Origin of the sequence: Dyella thiooxydans, assembly GCF_001641285.1 — a bacterium.
GTDB classification, from domain to species: Bacteria; Pseudomonadota; Gammaproteobacteria; order Xanthomonadales; family Rhodanobacteraceae; genus Dyella_A; species Dyella_A thiooxydans.
Map to the genome: position 1 here is coordinate 3940988 of NZ_CP014841.1, position 20958 is coordinate 3961945.

At 63.2% G+C, this 20958-nt stretch carries 15 protein-coding genes; 4 read left to right on the plus strand and 11 right to left on the minus strand.

Annotation, left to right across the window (positions count from 1 at the left end):
- Window positions 1–63 precede the first annotated feature (63 nt).
- The 3 genes from gmd (at window position 64) to ATSB10_RS17695 (ending at window position 4600) form a co-directional block, all read left to right on the plus strand.
- Window positions 64–1098, plus strand: a complete 1035-nt coding sequence (gene gmd, locus ATSB10_RS17685) for a GDP-mannose 4,6-dehydratase (protein WP_063674033.1) — start codon at window positions 64–66, stop codon at window positions 1096–1098.
- Window positions 1082–1990, plus strand: coding sequence for an NAD-dependent epimerase/dehydratase family protein (locus ATSB10_RS17690; protein ID WP_236886453.1), 909 nt, complete (start codon window positions 1082–1084; stop codon window positions 1988–1990). The genes gmd and ATSB10_RS17690 overlap by 17 nt, the downstream gene beginning before the upstream one ends.
- A gap of 114 nt (window positions 1991–2104) precedes the next feature.
- Window positions 2105–4600 carry a phospholipid carrier-dependent glycosyltransferase gene (locus ATSB10_RS17695; RefSeq protein WP_063674035.1) on the plus strand — a complete coding sequence of 832 codons (2496 nt, stop codon included), beginning with the start codon at window positions 2105–2107 and terminating at the stop codon, window positions 4598–4600.
- A gap of 104 nt (window positions 4601–4704) precedes the next feature.
- On the opposite strand, the gene ATSB10_RS17700 is transcribed toward ATSB10_RS17695, so the two are convergent.
- From ATSB10_RS17700 to ATSB10_RS17750, 11 genes are all read right to left on the minus strand, one after another.
- Window positions 4705–6114 (minus strand): mannose-1-phosphate guanylyltransferase/mannose-6-phosphate isomerase, encoded by a 1410-nt coding sequence (locus ATSB10_RS17700; RefSeq protein WP_063674036.1) that lies wholly within the window; start codon window positions 6112–6114, stop codon window positions 4705–4707.
- A 42-nt stretch (window positions 6115–6156) separates the two neighbouring features.
- A complete protein-coding gene (locus tag ATSB10_RS17705) occupies window positions 6157–7113 on the minus strand; it encodes a glycosyltransferase family 2 protein (protein WP_063674037.1) in 957 nt (318 codons plus the stop codon).
- A gap of 246 nt (window positions 7114–7359) precedes the next feature.
- Window positions 7360–7872: a class I SAM-dependent methyltransferase gene (locus tag ATSB10_RS17710; protein ID WP_083966285.1), complete on the minus strand. Its 513-nt coding sequence runs from the start codon at window positions 7870–7872 to the stop codon at window positions 7360–7362.
- A gap of 26 nt (window positions 7873–7898) precedes the next feature.
- The gene (locus ATSB10_RS19785) at window positions 7899–8930 is read right to left on the minus strand and encodes a glycosyltransferase family 4 protein (RefSeq protein ID WP_063674039.1); all 1032 of its coding nucleotides are present in this window, start codon (window positions 8928–8930) and stop codon (window positions 7899–7901) included.
- Between the two features lie 70 nt (window positions 8931–9000).
- Complete coding sequence (locus ATSB10_RS17720; RefSeq protein WP_157469351.1) at window positions 9001–10227, minus strand: lipopolysaccharide biosynthesis protein; 1227 nt, start codon at window positions 10225–10227, stop codon at window positions 9001–9003.
- 35 nt (window positions 10228–10262) lie between these two features.
- Window positions 10263–11312, minus strand: coding sequence for a glycosyltransferase family 4 protein (locus tag ATSB10_RS17725; protein WP_169816732.1), 1050 nt, complete (start codon window positions 11310–11312; stop codon window positions 10263–10265).
- A 60-nt stretch (window positions 11313–11372) separates the two neighbouring features.
- Window positions 11373–12314 carry an electron transfer flavoprotein subunit alpha/FixB family protein gene (locus ATSB10_RS17730; RefSeq protein ID WP_063674042.1) on the minus strand — a complete coding sequence of 314 codons (942 nt, stop codon included), beginning with the start codon at window positions 12312–12314 and terminating at the stop codon, window positions 11373–11375.
- 85 nt (window positions 12315–12399) lie between these two features.
- Window positions 12400–13146, minus strand: coding sequence for an electron transfer flavoprotein subunit beta/FixA family protein (locus tag ATSB10_RS17735; RefSeq protein ID WP_063674043.1), 747 nt, complete (start codon window positions 13144–13146; stop codon window positions 12400–12402).
- A 94-nt stretch (window positions 13147–13240) separates the two neighbouring features.
- Complete coding sequence (locus tag ATSB10_RS17740; protein WP_063674044.1) at window positions 13241–16246, minus strand: glycosyltransferase family 4 protein; 3006 nt, start codon at window positions 16244–16246, stop codon at window positions 13241–13243.
- Window positions 16247–16471: 225 nt separating this feature from the next.
- Entirely contained in the window at window positions 16472–17779 is a 1308-nt protein-coding gene (locus tag ATSB10_RS17745) for a glycosyltransferase (protein ID WP_063674045.1), read from the minus strand.
- Entirely contained in the window at window positions 17776–19377 is a 1602-nt protein-coding gene (locus tag ATSB10_RS17750) for an electron transfer flavoprotein-ubiquinone oxidoreductase (RefSeq protein WP_063674046.1), read from the minus strand. Before ATSB10_RS17750 ends, ATSB10_RS17745 begins: the two co-directional genes overlap by 4 nt.
- Window positions 19378–19550: 173 nt before the next feature.
- On the opposite strand from ATSB10_RS17750, the gene ATSB10_RS17755 reads away from it, so the two are divergent.
- A complete protein-coding gene (locus tag ATSB10_RS17755) occupies window positions 19551–20948 on the plus strand; it encodes an amidase (protein WP_063674047.1) in 1398 nt (465 codons plus the stop codon).
- The last annotated feature ends 10 nt before the right edge of the window (window positions 20949–20958 follow it).

A 20958-nucleotide genomic window follows, 5' to 3' on the forward strand; every position in this document is an offset into this window, starting at 1 on the left:
GTGGCTCCCTGCTGCGGAGGCCACGACAACGGACCATCATCGAAGAACCAAATGGGAGTTGACATGAAAACTGCCTTGATCACGGGCGTTTCCGGCCAGGATGGCGCTTACCTGACGCAGCTGCTGCTGGAGAAAGGCTACAAGGTCTACGGTACCTACCGCCGGACCAGTTCGGTGAATTTCTGGCGCATCGAGGAACTCGGTATCGAGAATCATCCGAATCTCTCGCTGGTGGAGTACGACCTGACCGATCTCGGGTCAAGCATCCGGCTGCTGGAGAATACGGAGGTTTCCGAGGTCTACAACCTCGCTGCGCAGAGCTTTGTCGGGGTTTCGTTCGACCAGCCGATAACCACCGGCCACATCACCGGTATCGGTGCCGTACATATGCTGGAGGCCATCCGAACCGTGAACCGCAACATACGGTTCTACCAGGCGTCCACGTCGGAAATGTTCGGCAAGGTTCAGGCCGTACCGCAGACCGAGACCACGCCTTTTTACCCCCGTAGTCCTTATGGCGTGGCCAAGCTCTATGCGCATTGGATGACGGTGAACTACCGCGAGTCCTACGACATCTTCGGCAGTAGCGGCATCCTGTTCAACCACGAATCGCCGCTGCGCGGTCGCGAATTCGTTACCCGGAAGATCACGGACGCCGTCGCCAAGATCAAACTCGGCAAACTCGATGTCCTGGAGCTGGGCAATCTCGATGCGAAGCGTGACTGGGGCTATGCGAAGGAATACGTGGAGGGCATGTGGCGAATGTTGCAGGTGAGCGAGCCTGACACCTACGTATTGGCGACAAATCGGACAGAGACGGTGCGGGATTTCGTATCGATGGCCTTCAAGGGGGTCGGTATCGACATCGAGTGGCGTGGCCGCGATGAGCACGAGCGCGGTGTCGAAGCAGGCAGCGGCCGCGAACTGGTTCGCATCAATCCCCGCTTCTACCGCCCTGCCGAGGTGGATCTGCTCATTGGAGACGCCTCGAAAGCACGCGCGAAGCTTGGCTGGGAACCCAAGACGTCACTCGAGGAGCTTTGCCGGATGATGGTGGAGGCGGACCTCGTGCGGAACGAGCGTGGCGCGTCCTTCTGACATGGCGCGGCCGCGCGCGCTCCTGACCGGGCGCACCGGATTCACGGGCAGCTACGTAGCCCGTGAACTCGAGCAGGCCGGGTACGAAGTAATCGGCCTCGCCAATCACTTGCGCGACGACGACGGCCACACGATTCGGGCGAATCTGCTGGACCGGGATGCCGTCGCCCAGGCGGTTGCCGAAGCAGATGCCGATGTCGTCCTGCACCTGGCTGCTGTCGCCTTCGTGGCCCACGGAGACGTGGATGAGATGTATCGGGTCAATGTGGTTGGTACGCGCAATCTGCTGGAGGCATTGGCTGGCGCCCAGAAACGCCCCGAACTCGTGGTGCTGGCGAGCAGCGCCAACGTGTATGGCAATGCCGAGGTGGATCCGATTACCGAGGACACCCCACCGGCTCCGGCGAACGATTACGCAGTGAGCAAGCTGGCCATGGAGTACATGGCCAGGCTATGGATGGATCGGCTGCCAATAACGGTCACTCGCCCTTTTAATTACACAGGAGTCGGGCAGTCCACCCAGTTCCTGATTCCCAAGATCGTCGATCATTTTCGGCGAGGGGAGAGAGTGATAGAGCTGGGGAACGCCGGGATATCAAGGGACTTCGGTGATGTCAGGGATGTGGCTCGAGCCTACAAGGCTATCGTAAGAGCAAAGCCAGTAGGCCGTACGCTGAACTTGTGCACGGGAGTGGCGCACTCGCTGCAGGACGTTTTGGAAATGATGGCTGATGCCGCTGGGTATCACATCGAAGTAAAGGTCAATCCGGCTTTTGTTCGGGACAATGAAGTGCATCGGCTCGTCGGCGCCAACCAGCGCCTTCGTGAACTAGCGGGCATCACTGAATTTCATATGCTCAGAGAAACTCTCGCCTGGATGTATTCGTCCTGACAGAGCACGAGGGCGCCTGGCGGCGCCGTCGGTCGATCCAGCCTGCCGCGACCGCTCGGCAGGCTGAGAGACGATTGCCGCCAAAGACTTCAATCGGGGAAGGAGCGCAGAGAAGTGGCGTACGGCAATTGCATCGCGGGCAGGAGAGTGGAGCGGGGGCTGGAGCTCCTAGTGGTGTGGGTGCTCAGTACCAGCGCCATAGGGCTTGCTGCTGCATTGACAGGGCACTTTCTGGCGCCTCAGATCCTCATCGGGTCACTGCTCATCACAGCGGGCTATGGCTGGCTCACGCGAGGGGTTCGACACGATACCGAGGCTTTGCCCGACTGGCGTCATCTCGCGCTATTGGTTCTGGTGTGCCTCTTTTTCCGGTTGCCGGGTTATCACTACGTCCTCGGCGGCCAGGACGAAGGCATCTATGTAAACGCAGCCAACCACATTCTCCGATCAGGAGGGGTGGTGGTGCAGGATCTCCCTCTGCAACGGCTTGCCGGCACGCCCCTCGCCAAGACCTATCTTGAGGAGAATCGTGGCGCATACTACTTGCCGGGTATATATAGCTTCGATAATTCGTCTCCTCGCCTAGAATTTCAGTTTTACCACCTCTTCCCAGTTTGGATGGCATTGTTTGCCGGGATATTCAGCATACCGGCCGAGATCTACGCGCTCACTTTATTTAGCCTGCTGTCCGTCATATTCATGTACCGGCTCGCTTTGGGCTTGTCGGGCTCTCCCAAGGCCGCGCTGGTTGCGGGTCTGTTCCTCGCGCTGAATCCATTGCATGCGTTTTTTTCGAAGTTTCCCGTCACGGAGATTGAGGCACTGGCATTTTCCTTGATGGGCTTCTCATATCTCGTGGACCTGCGGCGGCAGCAAAGTCGGCGAGATGGAACGCGCTTGCTCTGGTTGTCGGCGCTGTCGTTTGCCGGCCTGTTCACGACCCGCATTAGCGGTTTCACGTACCTACCGTTTATCGTCGCTGTGGCAATCGCAAGTTCCATTGGCGATCAAGATCGTGCAATGCGCAGGTCGATGGTTCTGTGGTCGGTAATCGTGACGGCGCTTTATGCATTGTCCGTTCGCTATGGGTTGCATTGGTCAAGGACCTATTCTCGAGACATTTATCGGATGTCATTCGAGCATCTCTTTGGGAGCCACTGGCACCAGGGCCTGGTGGCCTCCGCTTCCGTTATCCTCGGGGGCTGGCTTCTGATCGGACTGGCATCAAGATCGGAGCGCTGGCGCGTGATGCTCGCAAATCAATGGCTGGAGCGGGCGAGAAAATATCTTGGCCTGATCGTTCTCCTTTGCCTCATCGCGGGATTGGTCAAGATCTACCAGCTTGGCTGGACGAATCGATACCTGCACAACGGCCTGGGCACACAGTGGCATCTCGCACGCATGGGGTGGTCGTCGGTGGAGGCTACGGGCCTCTTTGCGTTGCTCGTCTATCTTGGGCCGCTCTTCCCGGCAGGGGTCGTGGTGCTCATGTCGCGGCGTCAGGACCCGCCGGCTGAGTTCCTGCGCTTTTTTGTCAGCGGTTTCCTCGTCTTTGCGGTCTTGCTTCAGTGGGCGGTTCCCTACGGGCCCTATTACACACGATATTTCTTGAGTGAAGTGGTTCCGTATCTCGGACTCCTTTTCATTGTTGTGTGGTGGCAGATGAGAAGGGGCGCGTGGAAGACGGTCACCGGATGCCTGGTGGGCGCTTCGTTGTTGTACATGGGTTACGCGAGCAGCGCCCAGCTGGGGAAAACTGAAAACGATCAGCTCTACTCGGCACTGGAGCAGCTTCTGTCGCCGGTCGATTCCGGGGATGTGGTGTTAATGACATCCCTCCAGCCAGGTTGGCCGGGCGTAACTCAGCTGAAGACACCGATCGTCTATACCTTCGGCCTCTCGGCGATCAGCGTGAGCGATGCTTCGCTCAATAATCATGCATACATAGCGGGAATTGATGCCCACTACGACGATGTCTTTCTCGTCTCGTCGACTCCGGTCGCCCCACAAGGGTTCGAGTCGGTGGGAAGTACCCGTATCAAGATTTTCGCATACGACCACAGCTTTCTTTACCCGGACGATTTCGGGCCCGTAGCTCAGAAGCGCCTGTACCTTTATCGCTTGACGCGTCCCGTGCTACCAATGCGCCAGATCGGGTACTTCAACGCCAGTGGGGCGTGGGGCGGCTTCCTCGCCGATGGCTGGAGCGTCCCGGAGAATTTCGGCACATGGACGTCGGGCAAGCACGCCCGGATTGTCATAGACAATCGCCAGTTGCCGCATCCGTCCGGGGGGCTGCGTCTGCATTTCGAGGCGAACCTGCTGGTTACGGCAAAACATCCGCGCCAGCGCGTGACGGTTTTCCTCGACGGCCGCGTGATGAGCTCAAGCGATGTTGTCTACCCACGAACGTCTCTGGGCTTTAACGTCGATATCTCGCCTGAGCTTCTCGAGGCAGAACGGAAACTCAGAATCGATTTCGACTTGCCCGACGCCGTGAGTCCGAGGTCTGTCGGCCTGGGAAATGACGGGCGCGTGCTGGCGTTGGGGCTCAAGTCCGTGGAGGCGCTTCCGATGCCACCGGCCCCATCGAAGGATGAGGCGCGATAGCGAGCTTCTTAGCGCAATTCCTGTCTTCGCAATTCGGCGCCCGACTCGATTCGTAAACGATGCTGCCACCCTAACGGCCGGCTTGTGGTTCGCCGTAACCGATATCAAGCGCGTCCGTAGACATCCTCGAAGCGCACGATGTCGTCTTCGCCTAGGTAACTGCCAGACTGCACTTCGATGAGCTCAAGGGGTACCTTGCCGACATTGCGTAGCCTGTGCACGCTGCCAAGCGGCAGGTATGTGCTCTGATTCTCGCTGAGCAGAAATACCTCTTCGTCGCGAGTGACCTCGGCCGTCCCCGAAACGACGATCCAGTGCTCCGCACGGTGGTGATGTTTTTGCAGGCTCAATGCCGCGCCGGGCTTGACCACGATGCGCTTGACCTGAAAACGCTCGCCCATGTCGATCGAGTCGTAGTTGCCCCATGGACGGTAGACCTTGCGATGGAACACATGCTCCGGCCGGCCGGCGGCCTTGAGCTGGTCGACGAGCTTCTTGACGTCCTGCGAGCGCTCGCGGGATGCCACCAGGGTGGCGTCGGGTGTATCGATCACCACCAGGTCATCGACTCCGATGGTGGCCACCAAGCGGCGTTCGCTGGAGCGAACCAGACAGTTGCGGCTGTCGATGGCGATGACGTCGCCTTCCAGCCGGTTGCCCGAGTCGTCCTTGTCGGCGGCCGCCCAGAGTGCAGCCCATGAGCCGATGTCGCTCCAGCCGCAGCTTACCGGGACGACCGCTGCTCGGTCGGTTTTCTCCATCACTGCATAGTCGATCGAATCCTCCGGGCTGGCGATGAACGTGGCCGGATCGATGCGCACGAAGTCGAGGTCGCTCTTGGCTCGGGCGAACGCGGCACGGACGGCAGCTGCGATGGCCGGGGCGTGGCGGTCCAGCTCTTCCATGTAACGTGCGGCCTTGAACATGAACATGCCCGAGTTCCAGTCGTAGCCTCCATCGTCGACGTAGCGCTGGGCGGTGGATGCATCGGGCTTCTCCACGAACTGTGCAACGCGGAAAGCATGTTCCAGCGCCTCGCCGCGACGGATATAACCGAAGCCTGTCTCGGCGGCCTCGGGGCGAATACCGAAGGTCACGAGCCAGTCGTTGGTGGCCACGGGCAACGCCTGTTCGACCGCATGCTGGAAGCTCGCGGTGTCGCCGATGAGGTGGTCGGCCGGCAGCACAAGCATGACCGCGTCGGGATCGCGTTGCAGCGCCTGCAGGGCTGCCAGGGCGATAGCGGGCGCAGTGTTGCGGGGAGCGGGCTCGAGGATGATCGACGCACCGCCGACCTTCATTTGCAGCAGCTGCTCAGCGACCAGGAACCGGTGATCGTCGCTGCAAACCACGATCGGCGCGCCCACGTCTCCCAATTGGCTCGCGCGCTCGACGGTTTGCTGGAACAGGCTCGAGTCTCCGGCCAGCGGCAGGAACTGCTTGGGAAGGTTCTTGCGCGAAAGCGGCCACAACCGGGTGCCGCTGCCGCCACTGAGGATGACAGGAATGATCATGCGTGTGTCTCCGTGAAACTGATAAGGCTCAGCAGCGTGATGTCAACGTCGGGGGTGGTCGTCGCGATGTTCCAGGTGCTGCAGGCGCAGGTCGATGCGCTCGAGCAGCTTTCGGTTGGTCGCGATAAGGTCGCCGACCATGCCCATCATCCCCAGCAGTAGGCCTGAAATGATGCATAGCGCGCTGAAAATAACCGATTGCACATGGCCTTCACCTGAGCCGATGGCATAGAAGTAGAGGAAACGGAACCCCGCCACGAGTCCAAGTGCGAACACTGCCCCGCCGATCCAGGCAAAAAAGGCCAGAGGTCGATAGATGATGAATACCCGCAGGATGGTGCCCAGCGAGCGCTTGACGTAGCTGGAGATGCTCTTGACCAGGCGGGAAGGGCGGAGATCGGCATTGGTGCGCACCGGCACCGATGCGATACGCATGTTGCTGCGACCTGCCTGGATGATCGTCTCCAGGGTGTAGGTGTAGGCGTTGAACACGTTCAGTCGCATGGCTGCCTCGCGTGAGATCGCGCGGAAGCCGCTCGGGGCGTCAGCTACATCAGTGCCGCTGGCCATCCGCACCGCCCAGCTCCCAAGACGCTGCAGCTTCTTCTTGATCCAGGAAAAGTGCTCGGTCTGGTCGATCGGGCGGGCGCCGATGACGATATCGGCCTCACCCGAGAGGATTGGGGGCGTGAGGTTTCCGATATCCGCGCCGCTGTACTGGTTGTCCGCGTCGGTGTTGACGATGACGTCGGCACCCAGCCTCAGGCATGCATCGATCCCTGTCATGAATGCCTCGGCGAGGCCGCGGTTCACGGGGTGCCGGACCACATGGTGCACCCCATGGGCCCTGGCAACTTCTGCCGTGTTGTCGGTGGAGCCGTCGTCGATGATCAGCCATTCCACGATGTCGAAGCCATCGACTACCCGAGGCAGATCCGCCAGGGCGATGGCCAATGTCTCGGATTCATTGAGGCAGGGGATCTGGATGATGAGTTTCATAAGCGTCCATTATCGCTTCAAACACGTTGCGGCGGCGGCAAGGTGCCATTGTGGCCTGCCACCTTCCGCGCAATCCAGACGCAGCGCGTGGGACCGGGTCTGCGAAACACGAATCCCCTCGTCCGACGTCGCGGAGTCGGAGCGGGCCCTCTCCCGGATACGCGAAACGGATGATGTCCTGTCTCCGCCAGGTTGGCCTGCACGGATGAAGTGCTCATCGCTCTCGCATGCCTGCTGGTGGGCAGGCTACTTGACGATTCGCAGCCGGAAGTAGATCGAGGCCATCGGGACATATTTGCTGAGAAGGTTGTCGGTGAGCACCGGGATCTTCGACAGCAGGTCGTACAGCCAGCGGAGCTTGTACGGCGTGTATCTCCGGGATTCTATGGTGAACAGGGTCCTTGAGTAATTGCCGTAAATTGTTCCCCTGTCACAGAAGATATCCAAGGTCCGCCAGGCGAAACCCCGCTTGTGGGTAATGTCCTCGTAAAGGCAAGCGCTTCGAAAATGGGGAACTCTTATTTCGACCAGTCCTCCCGGCTTTCCAATGCGGTGGATCTCGGCCATCGTCTGGAAGACGTCGTCCAGATGCTCGATCACATTCATACAACGAATGATATCGAAACTGTTGTCCTCAAAAGGGTAAGGGATGCAGTTTAGGTCATGGCGGACATCAGTGCGCTCAGCATAGAAATCGACGTTCGTCGCACCTTCGACATAGTCTTCACCGCAGCCAAGGTTCAGTATTGACGGATTCATTCGAAGGACTCCCTGAAGTAGGTGGGCTAGGGCCGGGTGTCCAACAGACTCTGATAGAGATCCAGATGGGCTGCGGCGGCTACATCCTCGCTGAAAAGCCGGATCGCGCGTTCACGTCCTTTTTCACCGAGTTCGGCTGCTTTCGGCGGATCAAGCCTCAGTACATGGCATGCTCTTGCCATGGCGGCGACATCGTCTACATCGACAAGCCATCCGGTTTCACCATCTTCGATGACGTCCTTGAGGCCGGAAACCCGGAAGGCCACGACGGGTTTGCCGCATGCCATCCCTTCGAGTGCCGTGTAGCCGAATCCTTCGTGCCGGCTCAACGAGACGACTATGTCGGCGCCTTGATATTGACCGATAAGCTCGGATTCGCTGAGTCCTTTGAGGAAACTCAGGGAGGCGCCCCGCGGCGACACATCCGGCGTGTCGCCACGGAGGCCAGCCACCACCGTTACCTCGAAGCTCGGCCCGAGGGCGTCGCAGAACGGGGCGATAAGATCTCCACCCTTGCGCCGGCTCATGTTGCCCACGATCAATATTCGGGATGGCCTGGAAGCTTTCGCTGACGCCGTGCTGCCCCTCGCCGGGGTGTAGCGATCCACGTCGACCCAGAGCGGAATGGTCTGGATGCGACGGGGCGCGAAATCCTCCATGACTTCGTCATGCGTCGACTGGCTTATCGCGATGGTGGCATCGGCTCTCGAGAAGGAGCGTCGCTCGAACATTCCTACCAGATAGTCGTGGTAAATGGCCTGGGGCCGCGACTTCCATTCGGGATACCCCCGCTTATAGACGCAATGGAGTGCGGTGGCGACCAGCGGCAGGCCCGGCCGCCGGAATGCGAAGGCGATCCAACTGTTGGCATCCACGATGTCGGCATCAGCGGGCTTTCGATGGCCATGCAACAGTTGAGGGAAATACTGATAGCTGTGTGGCAACCACTCGATGACCGGATCTGCGCCGGCCTTGGATAGGGCCGCCGCAAGGCGTCGAACGTATACGTCACCACCGCTGAGGGCGCGTATCGCTGGCAGCCAGATCTTCAGGGGCATGTCGGGGTATCCATTGCGGTTCGTTTTGTTGGTCAGCTGTTGGCATGGCGGGTGCCGCCGGGTAGGCCGGTTAGCGGCGGATGAACTTCCGTCGGTAGGCTATCCACAGGGTAAGGGTCGACGCCATCGAAAGATGGGTGAGGTACGTCGCCATGACCGCACCTGACCATCCGAATCGCATCACGAGGAGCAACGAGGCTGCAACGTTGAAGCCGGCGCCGAACAGCTCGAACAGGCCCATGGCGTGCTCGAAGCCATTGGTCCCGGCGTAGGAGCGGACCATTACCCACAAGGTCATGCTTGCCGGGACGAACGACAGAGCGCGAGCCATGTTGACGGATGCCTGGAATTCGGCACCGAAGACCCACGGAAGCAGTGGCGCGACCGCGTAGGTGATTGCGCTCAACGTGAGTGCCAAGCTGGCGCCGGCGATGCTCATCTTGAGCAGGTCAGCGTGCGATTCGGTCGATCGTTCCGCTCCAATCTTGAAGAGTCTGGGGAGCAGTCGCTCGGCGCCAGCCACGACGGGAAGCGTGAGTACGTCCGTCAATCGATACGCGACCGTGTACTGGCCGGTGACCGTTGGGCTGGCCAGTCGGGTCAGGACAACCTTGTCTGCGTCTCCGTGTACGCGGGAGGAAGCAGACGCGATGGCGAATCCGATGGCGCCGAAGGCCTTCTCCGGCTTCGCGCCCGATGCCACGTCATCGCGGGACGCGGAAGACGATAGGCCGGCGAAGCAGACCAGGATGAAAGCCATTCCTCCCGTCAGGAAGGATGCCCAGGCCCATGCTTCGAGAGAGAGGTATCCGGACCAGAGGATTGCTCCACCAAGAAGAATCTTTGCCAAAGGGATCGCGCAGACCGCGATCCCCATTCCGGGGAATCGCTCCCGGGACTGCATTGACCGCATCCAGGTATCCGATGCGACCCCTGAGAGGTATTCGCCCAATGCCAGGATGCACAGCGAACCCAGGGGAAGGCTGCCGGGTATCAGAAGCCAGGTGAGTAGAGCGGTAAGAGCGAGAAGAATCGGAGTGGTGCGGATGATCCTTCGGATCATCCTGTCGAAGCTCGCTTCGAAAAGATGTTCGCCGAGAGCGACCTCCCGCACATGCAGGGGGCCTGCGCCAAGGCCGGAAAACGTAGAGAGAAATCCGCCAATGCTCGCCGCCGTTGCGTAGCCTCCATAAAGGGAGGTTCCGAACGATCGGGCCAACAAGACCATCAGGCCGCTGAGGAGCAGCGAGCGAAGGCCGAGAGCGACGGTCACTACGCTGTATCCATTCAGATTCATAGTTCTTTGCGTAGCCCGGCTGAATCAGTGAGTAATTAGGACGAGCCGCCGACGCTCGCGCCACCGCTCTTCGTGATGAGTGTTTCAAAGCAGCTCAGATATTCCTGGGCGACACGATCCCAGGTAAAGCGCTGCTCGATCTCCTGGGTTGCCCTGGCGGCAAAGTTCATCCGCTCGTCCGGGGACCAATGCGCGATCTCGTTGATTTTTTCTGCGAACGCATCCGCATTCGTCGGTTCGACGAGGAATCCGGTGATGCCCTCAACCACGGCCTCCGACAACCCTCCGAGCCTTGATGCCACGACAGGGATGCCAACCGCAGCAGATTCGAGCGCAGCCAGGCCAAAGCCCTCGTTCTGGCCGGAAATGCTCGCTGGCAAATTCGGCATCACGGTAGCGATGACGTGTCTGCGAAGCTCATCCAGCTCCGCTCGGGTCACCGCTCCCAGGTAGTCCGCCCGGTGCGTTGAGAGCACCGCGTCCAGTTCGCTGTCATGCCACTTGGGACCCGCCACGATCAGGCGGATGTCAGGAGGCAACTTGGGAAGAACCTCGCTCACGAACCATGCAAGCCCCTTGCATCTGTTGAGGCGCCCGGCGAAGAGAATGGCAGACTCGGTAATCCGGCTGGGACTTGTCGCATTGGGGATGGTGGTGCCCAAGGGAACTCTGGTTGTTGGGGAGAACCCGAGTTTCTCTGCGGCACTTTCCGTGTCGAGGCTGTTGGCGATGAGGAGGTCTACGTGCCTGGAAAACGACCTGACCCCTAACCGGTATATCCACCCTTTGACGGATCGATTTTGAGCGAAATACACATCGTTTCCATGTGCCGCGGCAACCACCTTCAGGTGGCTGCCGCAAAACAGCTTGGCAACAAGGGACAGGGGGGTCAGAAGCACATCGCCAAGAAGCAGGATGTCGATGCTCTTCCGATAACGCCAGACGGCTCTGGCCGCCGTCCACGAGAATTCGAGCATCTGCAGCAGGGACGGTTTTCCGATGATCGGCTTGGTCGGGCAATGCAGCTTGATGTCTGCGCTCTTGTCGGAAAGGGCCTGATAGAGCTCTCGGGAGTAGACCTCCATACCCCCGACCGAGGGTGGGTATTTGCGAGTTACAAAGAGAATTCGCATGTCACCCGCTTTTTAGAGCAGCTCGCCTAGTTCCGGAATGATCTTGAACAGGTCGCCGACCAGGCCGATGTCGGCTACCTCGAAGATCGGCGCCTCGCCGTCCTTGTTGATCGCCACGATGGTGCCGGCGTCTTTGATGCCGGTGAGGTGCTGGATGGCGCCGGAGATGCCGATCGCCATGTACAGCTCGGGGGCGATGATCTTGCCGGTCTGGCCGACCTGCAGTTCGTTCGGCACGTAGCCAGCGTCGACCGCCGCACGCGAGGCACCGACGGCCGCGCCGATCTTGTCGGCGAGCTTGTAGATGATCTCGAAGTTCTCCTTGGAGCCCACGCCGCGGCCGCCGGACACCACCTTGCTGGCGCTCTGCAGGTCGGGGCGGTCGCTCGAGCCCTGCTGCAGTTCGACGAAGCGGGTGTGCGAGGGCAGGGCGACGTCGAGCGCCAGCGCTTCCACCGGAGCCTTGCCTGCACCGTTCGCGGCGGCCGGCCAGGAGGCGGTGCGGATGGTGGCGACCACGGCGTGCGCCGGGTTGGCCTCGACGGTGACGATGGCGTTGCCGGCGTAGATCGGGCGCTTGAAGGTATGCGTACCTTCCACGCTCATCACGTCGCTGACCTGGGCCACGCCGAGCAGGGCGGCCACGCGGGGGGCGAGGTCCTTGCCGAAGGTGGTGGACGGCGCGAACACGTGGCTGTAGCCGGCGGCGGCCTTGGCGATCTGCGGCGCCAGCACGGCGGCCAGCGCGTGCGCGTTCTCCGCGCGGGCAACGCTGAGCACGCGGCTCACGCCCTCGATGGCAGCGGCTTCGGCGGCGATGGCGTCGACGTTGTCGGCCAGCACCAGGACGTCGATGGCTTCGGCCTTGACGGCGGCAGCGGCGCTCACGGCGCGCGCGGTGGCCGGGTTGAGCTTGCCGTGCAGGTGCTCGGCGATGACCAGGATCTTGCTCATGAAGGTGTCTCCAGTGGTGTCGGCGATGCGCGTTCGACGCGTAGCGCCTGTCCTGCCCTGCGGGAGGGCGGGACGCGAAGAGGAATTACAGCAGGCCCTTCTGCTTGAGGGCGGCGACCAGTTCGGCGGCGTCCTTCACCATCACGCCCTTGCTGCGCTTGGCCGGCGCGGCGTAGTGGGTGGTGGTGAGGTGGTCGTGCGCTTCCACGCCCAGCGAGGCGAACTCGATCGTGTCGATCGGCTTGGATTTGGCCTTCATGATGTCCGGCAGCTTGATGAAGCGCGGCTCGTTGAGGCGCAGGTCGGTGGTGACCACGGCGGGCAGCTCGGCTTCGATCACTTCCAGGCCGGCATCCACTTCGCGGGTCACCGTGGCCTTGCCGTCGGCGATCTCCAGCTTGCTGGCGAAAGTGGCCTGCGGGCGGTCCCACAGCGCGGCCAACATCTGGCCGGTCTGGTTGGCGTCGTCGTCGATCGCCTGCTTGCCCATAAGCACCAGGCCGGGCTGCTCCTTCTCGACCAGCCTGAGGAAGGCGCGCGCCGCGCTGAGCGGCTGCACGGCATCGGCGGTGACCACGTGGATGGCTCGGTTGGCGCCCATCGCCAGGCCGTTGCGCAGGTGCGCGGTGAGGTCGGCCGGGCCGATGCCCACCACCACCACCTCGGTCGCCACGCCCTTCTCGCGCAGGCGCAGTGCCTCTTCCAGGGCGATGTCGTCGAACGGATTGGCGGAGAGCTTCACGCCGTCGGTCACCACGCCGGTGCCGTCGGGCTTGACCTGGATGCGGACGTTGTAGTCCACGACGCGCTTGTAGCCGACCAGAATCTTCATGTGCAGTTCCTTGGGAGTCTTTCCACCGGGCGGGGGTGGCCAAAGCCGTAATTATGCATGACTGGCTCGGATCAAACGATCGTTTGAGGTCCGGTCATCCCGGGGAGAGCTTTTGGATGGCTGCTGCCAGGGTTTGCGCGCTCTGGGCCCAATTGGGCCAGTCCCGCTTCGGTGCCGGTGGAGGGGTGTTGCCCAGCCATGCGGCCAGCACGCGGGCAAGATCCCCGGGCTCTTGACCCTGGAAATAGACCGGATAGTCGCCCATGACCTCGCGGAATACTGGCAGGTCTCGGGCGATTACCGGCAGACTGCGCTGTGCGGCCTCGACCAGTGGCAGGCCGAAACCCTCGCCGAGGGACGGTGCGAGTAGAACCGATGCTTTCCGGTAGATCGCTTCCAGTGCGGGATCGCCGATGTCCCGAAGCCAGAACAGGCGGTGGCTCTGCTCCGGATGCTGTTCCAGCCGCCGGGCGAGGTCTTCGACCAGCCAGCCGTAGCGCCCCACGATCACCAGGTTGACGTCCACTCCCTGGTTCCACAGATGCTCCGCCGCACCCAGTGCCTGTGCATGCGCCTTGCGCGGCTCGAGCGTGCCGACCATGAGCAGCGAGGGACGTGCAGCCATCGCGTCTGCCAGTAGCAGGGGGAGTTCACCGGGGGCGCTGGCGCACGTCGTTATTTCGACTCCGAGAGGAAAGCAGTCCACTGCGGGCTGCCGCCCGAACTGGAACGGCGCTCCGCCGTTGCCCAGCCACTGCTCCAGCTCGGATGCCGTGGCCCGCGAAACACAGTGAAAGGCATCGGCCACGTGGGAGGCGAGCTGCAGCCAGCCGAGGAAAAGCTCGCGGGCGAATGGGTGAAACGCCTCGGGTTGCGACAACGGAAGCAGGTCGTGCACCACAAAGTGCATGCCTACTCCCAGGCGATGCCAGTCCTGCAATACCGGTGCAGCGGCGGCCATGGTCTCGGCGGACCAGTCCAGGCCCACGTATTGGTCTCCCAGGGCCGGTGCGACGAAGTCATCGTCCAACTGCCCGGCATCGATTCCCATCAGGCCAAGCGTGTAGCGCCGGGCAAAGCGGAAGTGCCCCTCCACAAAGGCGACCGGTTCGATGCGTATCCCCAGCGGTGGATGCAGGAGCCATTGCCGGAGAACCGAGCGCACCACACGTTGTACGCCGGTGCCCAGGTCGTTCCGGGCAATCTGCGATACATCGATCAGCCAGCGGTGTGCATGGGCGGAGGGGCGTGCAGCGACGATCGCGTCGCTGATGGCGGCCAGTTCGTCATCGGCCAGTCTTGCGGTCGCATCGCCGGCCAGTTCGTCCAGCAGGCGACTTTCACTGGAGGCCGCAGATGTCTCTCTCCATGCCAGGAGGCGGGAGATCAGGCGATCGGGGTGCGTGGCCGGAGAAAAGCAGTCATGCGGTACCGCGGGATCAATGGAGAGAGCGGTCGGAGAACAGCCTTCATCGAATACGACGCCGAGGCAGCGTTCTCCCAGGCGCAACGGGATGGTCGCCAGGGGATCGAGGCAGGCGGCATAGCCACCGGCGCGGTAGCGCGCTCGAAACAGCGCGGAGCCTCCGCTGTGCAAGGGTTCGGCGTCATGCTCGATCACCAATGTCCCCGGCCAGGCCTGGAGCCAGGAGGGCATACGCCAAACGTCACTGAGGGGAAGCGCGTAGACAATGTGGTCGGTGGCGACGAGTTGCAGACGCAAGGCGTCGCTGGCCTGGCTGATGTCCCCTGGCAGCTCGGCGGCCTCGCACTTTGCGAGGCCCCGAATTGCCTCGACCCAGCCCGGTGGCCTGCCGGAATGCAGGCACACGACCGACGATGCGCGGACGGTGATTGCACTGCTGCGGGCGCTCGCCATCCGGCGGTCCGGCAACGCATCGATCGCTTGATATGCGCGCGCAGCAGTGTCCTGCCAGGAAAATCTGGCAGATTGCGCTTTTCCATGGTGGCGCAGGAAGGCGTTGAACCCGGGGTCTTCCAGGCCTTGCCGCATCTTTTCCGACATGGCCAGGGCATCGGTCGGGTCGAACATGGCGTCCTCGCAACCGACCACTTCCGCCAGGCTCGCGGCACGACTGGAAAGCACCGCTGCCCCGCAGGACATCGCCTCCAGCGGGGAGAGGCCGAAGCCTTCCAGCAGTGATGGGAATACGAAGAGCGCGCAGCGTGCGTACAGCTCGACGAGCATCTGGTCAGAAACGTAACCCGCGAAGATCACCGTCGCGGCCGGCAGGCCGGCCTTTCGCACAGCGGCCGACAGCGTGGCCATTTGCTCGGCGGAGGTGCGGCCGACGATCACCAATTGGTGGCGGTTGCGGACGTTTTCGGGCAGACGGGCGAATGCTTCGATGAGCCTGGGTACGTTCTTGCGTGGGTCGAGTCCCCCGTTGTAGAGCACGTAAGGCTGACGTACGCCCAGTGCGTGTGCCAAGGAGGCAGCCAGCGGTCCGGGGATAGCGGGAGGCCGGAAGAGCGGATCCACTCCCGCACCGATGTTCACCACGCGTTCGGGCACGAGCCCCAGCCGGTCGATGGCATCGGTGCGAGCCCATTCCGAGATTGCCAGCAGCAGGTCGCATTGCATCAGCGTCTTTACGCGCGTGTCGTACCAGTGACGAAGGCGCGGGTGATTCAGGTAGGTATCCGGCTCATGCAACGGGATCAGGTCGTACAGCGTCGCGACCGAGCGTGCCGTGTGCAGGGAGCGCGCCGGGATCACCACGTCTTCGTGGTACCCCTCCACAACACTGCTGTACCACACGACGTCGGCGCCCGACTGCTCGAAAGCGTGCGCGACGATCGCTTCTGCAGCATGCCGGCGGACCTCGTTGGAAGGCGCAACGAAGGACACGTCTTCGAGAGACCGGTAACAGAGTCGGTGTGCGGTATCGGCGTGTGGCCCAAGGGCGGAAATGGCCGCGTCGGCCGCTTCTCCGAATTGCATGTTCAGCGCAAAGTGGAGATCCATCCCCGGAAGGGGACGGGTCGCCATGGCCCGGCCCAGTTCCAGCGTATAGCGGCCGATGCCGCGATAGCGACTCTGGGACTGGGCCCCCTGCATGTCGAGCAGCAGCTTCATCGGCGGTGGCTCCGTGCACGAAGCCGATCCATGACCAGTCGTGCTTCTTCCGACAGGTGCGCGCTATCGATCCTGTGATGGTCGCCCCGGGGCTCCGCCGTGTGGAGGAGTCGGCGGAGGCGCATGTCGAGTGCCGGGATGCGACTGATCAATCGGGTCAGGCGGCGGCGCAACTCGGGCCGGCTTGCAAGCCAGGCCCGCAGAGGTGTGAGCAGTCGTCGCACGTCATGCTCCGGTCGAGGAGGATTGCCCGGGCTCGGCCAAGACCCTGCGCAGGGTGCGACGAGCGAGTTCAATAGAGAAATGCGTACGCACATTCGCCAACGAGCCCTCGGACAGTTGCGTCCACAGTCGCTGGTCGCGGTAAAGGCGCAGCACCGCTGCGGCGAACTCCTGTGCGTCGGCTGCGATGAGCGCGTCGACACCATCGGTCAGGTGCATGCCCTCCGCCGCGATCGGGGTGACCACCACAGGCAGTCCGTAGCTCATGGCGTGGTTTACCTTGCCCTTGACCCCGGCGCCGAATCGCAGTGGAGCGACGGAGACGCGACAACTCTCCAGCAGTGGCTCGAGATCGGCCACCCTGCCGTGGAGCGTCAGACCCGGCCGGGACAGCGCTTGCCGCGATGTGGTGTCGACGTCTCCCGCGACATGCAGGGTGAGCTCCGGTTCCTCCCTAAGCAGCAGGGGCAGGATATCCGTGGCGAACCACCGCACGGCGTCGGCATTGGGGGGGTGGCCGAAGCCGCCGATGAAGAGAAGGCCCTTACGCTCGTTGAAGCCCTGCCGGCGTCCATGCACCTCATGGATATTGCTGAGCAGTTCCACCCTACTTCCGGGGAGGTCACGCGCCAGTGCGGCCTGTTCCTCGGTGCTTACCACCAGGGTCACATCGCTATGGGTGATGGCCTGCCACTCGCGGCGGCGAGACCGCTCGGCATGGCGGCTGAGCTGCCTGCTCCCGCTCAAGCGGGCGGCCCGCTGCTCGCGCAGGTAATGCAGATCCACCGTGTCGAATATGACTTTTGCCTGGGGCGCGTGACGGCGGATCAGTCCTAGGTACTGCGTGGCGGTGCTCACCCGGCTGAGCAGAACGGCCTCCAGTTGCTGCCCGTGTTCTCGTAGCCATCGCAAAGGGGATGACTGGATGTAACGCACCCCCATGTTGGCCAGGCGGACGACGTCCGCGGTGCTGGAAAAGCCGTCGCTGGCGAGAAAGTCGAGCTCCCACCCGTCTTCGTGCAGCAGATGGAGCATGTGGCATGCGCGTACAGAGCCGGAATCACGGGTTGGATCCGGTGCCACACTGTCGATGACCAGCATGCGGCGTATCGGCCTTCCTGTGATCAGTCTCGCCAAGGGCGCAGCGGCAGTCGGGATGGTGGTCTCGGAGGCATGGCCGCCGGACATGTTCGCGCGGCGCTGGAGAAGATGCCGGAGCGTCCCCGCCCAGCCGCGCAATGCGATGCTGCCCCGGGCGCGCCGGGAGAGATACAGGAGGCGCTGGATGCGCCAGGTGAGTGTGCTGCTCACAAATTCTGGTAATTCGGTCCCGACCCGCCTTCCGGCGTGACCCAGTTGATGATCTGGTACGGGTCCTTGATGTCGCAGGTCTTGCAGTGCACGCAGTTGGCGGCGTTGATCTGCAGGCGCTTGCCCGCCTCGTCGTCGACGATCTCGTAGACGTTGGCGGGACAGAAGCGGGTGCAGGGGTTGCCGTACTCCTCGGCGCACTTCGTCACGCAGACCGAGGTGTCGGCGACCTGCAGGTGCACCGGCTGGTCTTCGTCGTGTTCGGTGGCGGCGAAGTAGACGGCGGCAAGGCGGTCGCGCGGGGGCAGTTCGCGCGACACGTAGTCGCGCTTCGGCTCTTCCTGCTGGCCGAGCTTGTGCAGCATCGACCAGTCGGCCTTGTTCTTCAGCGTCCACGGCGAGGCGCCGCCGACGGCGGTTTCCCACGCGGCATTCACCATGCCGAACCACAGGCCCTTCTTGAAGCCGGGCTTGATGTTGCGCACCTTCTTCAGCTCGGCCATCACCTCCGAGCCGCGCAGCTTCGCGTCGAAGCCGGCGGGCTTGAGGTCATGGGCCACCAGGTGCTCGGCGGCGAGCATGCCGCTCCTGATCGCCTGGTGGGTGCCCTTGATCTTCGGCACGTTGAGCAGGCCGGCGGTGTCGCCGATCAGCAGCGCGCCGGGCATCTCCACCTTCGGCAGCGACTGGTAGCCGCCGGTGACGATGGCACGGGCGCCGGCCGAGAGGATGCTGCCGCCCTCGAGCAGCGGCTTGACCATCGGGTGGTTCTTCCACTGCTGAAAGGCTTCCCACGGCTGGTAGTTCGGGTCGGTGTAGTCCAGGCCGCTGACGTAGCCCAGCGCGATGCGGTCGCCGTCCAGGTGATAGAGGAAGCTGCCGCCGTAGGTGCGGCTGTCGGCGGGCCAGCCCACGCTGTGCACGATCTTGCCCGGGGTCACGCGGCCGGCCGGTACCTGCCACAGCTCCTTGATACCGATCGAGTAGCCCTGCGGGTCGCTGTCCGCGTCGAGCCTGAAGCGCTTGATCAGCTGCTTGGTCAGGCTGCCGCGCGCGCCCTCGGCCAGCACGGTGACCCTGGCCTTGATGTCGATGCCCTGGGTGTAGCCCGGCTTGTGCGAGCCGTCCTTCGCCACGCCCATGTCGCCGATCCGCACGCCGGCGACCGAGCCGTCCTCGTTATGGACAGTGTCGGCGGCGGCGAAGCCGGGGAACACATCCACGCCCAGCGCTTCGGCCTGCGGCGCCAGCCAGGCGCACATCGCGCCAAGCGAGACGATGAAGTTGCCGTGGTTGTTCATGCCCGGCGGCACCGGCAGCTTGCGGCCGCCGGTCTTGTTGAGCAGCCAGAACTCGTCGTCGGTGGCCGGCACGCAGATCGGCGGCGGATTGTCGCGCCAGCCCGGCAGCAGGGCGTCCAGCGGCTGCGCCTCGATCACCGCGCCGGAGAGGATCTGCGCACCGATGGTCGAGGCCTTCTCGATCACGCATATGGATGTATCCGGCTGCAGCTGCTTGAGCCGGATGGCGAAGGACAGGCCGGCGGGGCCTGCACCCACCACCACCACGTCGTATTCCATCGTCTCGCGTTCGCTCATGGCGGGCTCCATCGGGTCGGGCTGGGGCGCCGGATTGACCGTGCGCGCGGGTATCGAACAGGAGGCGCATTGTCCGGATTCCCGCGCTGCCGGGCAAACGTGCTGCGGCAAGCCTTGCATTCGCTTCACGTGGCGCGGGGATAATCCCGGCACGTCTTTTACAGGGAGCCTGCATGAATTCGTTGCCGCCGATCTCCGAACGGGACATGCGCCGGGCGACCCTTTGCCAGTTGTTGCACTGGCTGGCGATCGACCGCGTGCAGCCGCAGGTGCTGGCCGACACCTACCTGCAGGCGATCGAGCGCATCGATGCGCAGCTCAACTGTTACGTGGACGTGCGCGGCAGCCTGGTGCAGGAGCAGGCGCGCACGGCCAGCAAGCGCCGGCGTGACGGGGTGATCGGGCGGCTGGATGGCATCCCGGTCGCGATCAAGGACAACTTCGACGTGGCGGGCTGGCCGACCCGCGCCGGGCTGCCGGGGCGTCTGGTGCCGGCCGAGGACGACGCCCACACCGTCGCGCGCCTGCGTGCTTCCGGCTCGGTGCTGCTGGGCAAGACCAACATGGACGAAGGCGCGCTGGGCGCCGTGACCGACAATCCGCATTTCGGCGCCACCCACAATCCGTGGAAGCACGGTTACAGCGCGGGTGGCTCGTCCGGCGGCGCGGCGGCGGCGGTGGCGGCCGGCCTGGCGGTGGCGGCGGTCGGCTCGGATAGCCTCGGGTCGATCCGCATCCCGGCCAGTTATTGCGGCGTGTTCGCGCTCAAGCCCACTCACGGCGAGATCTCAGCCCGTGGCCTGGTGCCCGCCGCGCGGCGCCTCGATGCGGTGGGTCTGCTGGCACGCGGTGTGGACGACCTCACGGTGCTGCTGCAGGTGCTCGCCGGCTATGACGCCGACGATGCCCGCTCGCGCCGCCGGCGCGTCGCCTTCGATCTGCCGGACTGGGAGCCGGGACGGTTGCGTGCCGGCTTGCTGCCGGACCTGGCCGCGGTCGGCGTGGCGCCGGACGTGATCGCCGTGTTCGATACGGCCATGACGAAGCTGCCGCGCGAGCTGGGCGAGCGCCGCACCGTGGATTTCAGCGACTGGGATTTCGCCCGCACCCGCCGCGCCGGCCTGCTGCTGATGGAGGCGGAGATGCTCGGCACCTTCGCCGCCGACCTGGCCGACACCGCGCATCCGGTTTCGCCCCGCTTCCGCCACATGCTGGATTACGCGGCGCACAAATCGGCTGGCGACTATGCCAACGCCGACCGCGTGCTCGATGCGGCCACCCTGAAGATGCGCCGGCTGTTCTCGCAGGTGGATGTGCTGGTGCTACCGACCACCCCGCAGGGGGCGTTTCCGCTCGATGGCCCGGTGCCGGACTCGATCGCCGATCTCACCAGCTTCGCCAGCCTGGCCGGCTGTCCGGCGGTGAGCATCCCGATGGGTACCTTGCCGGACGGTCTGCCGATCGGCCTGCAGCTGGTCGGTGCGCGCGGCTCGGACCTGCGCCTGCTGGAACTGGCCGGCATCGTGGCGGCCACGCTGGATGCCGAGCCGTCGTACCCCGCGATCGCCTGAGGGCGTCGTG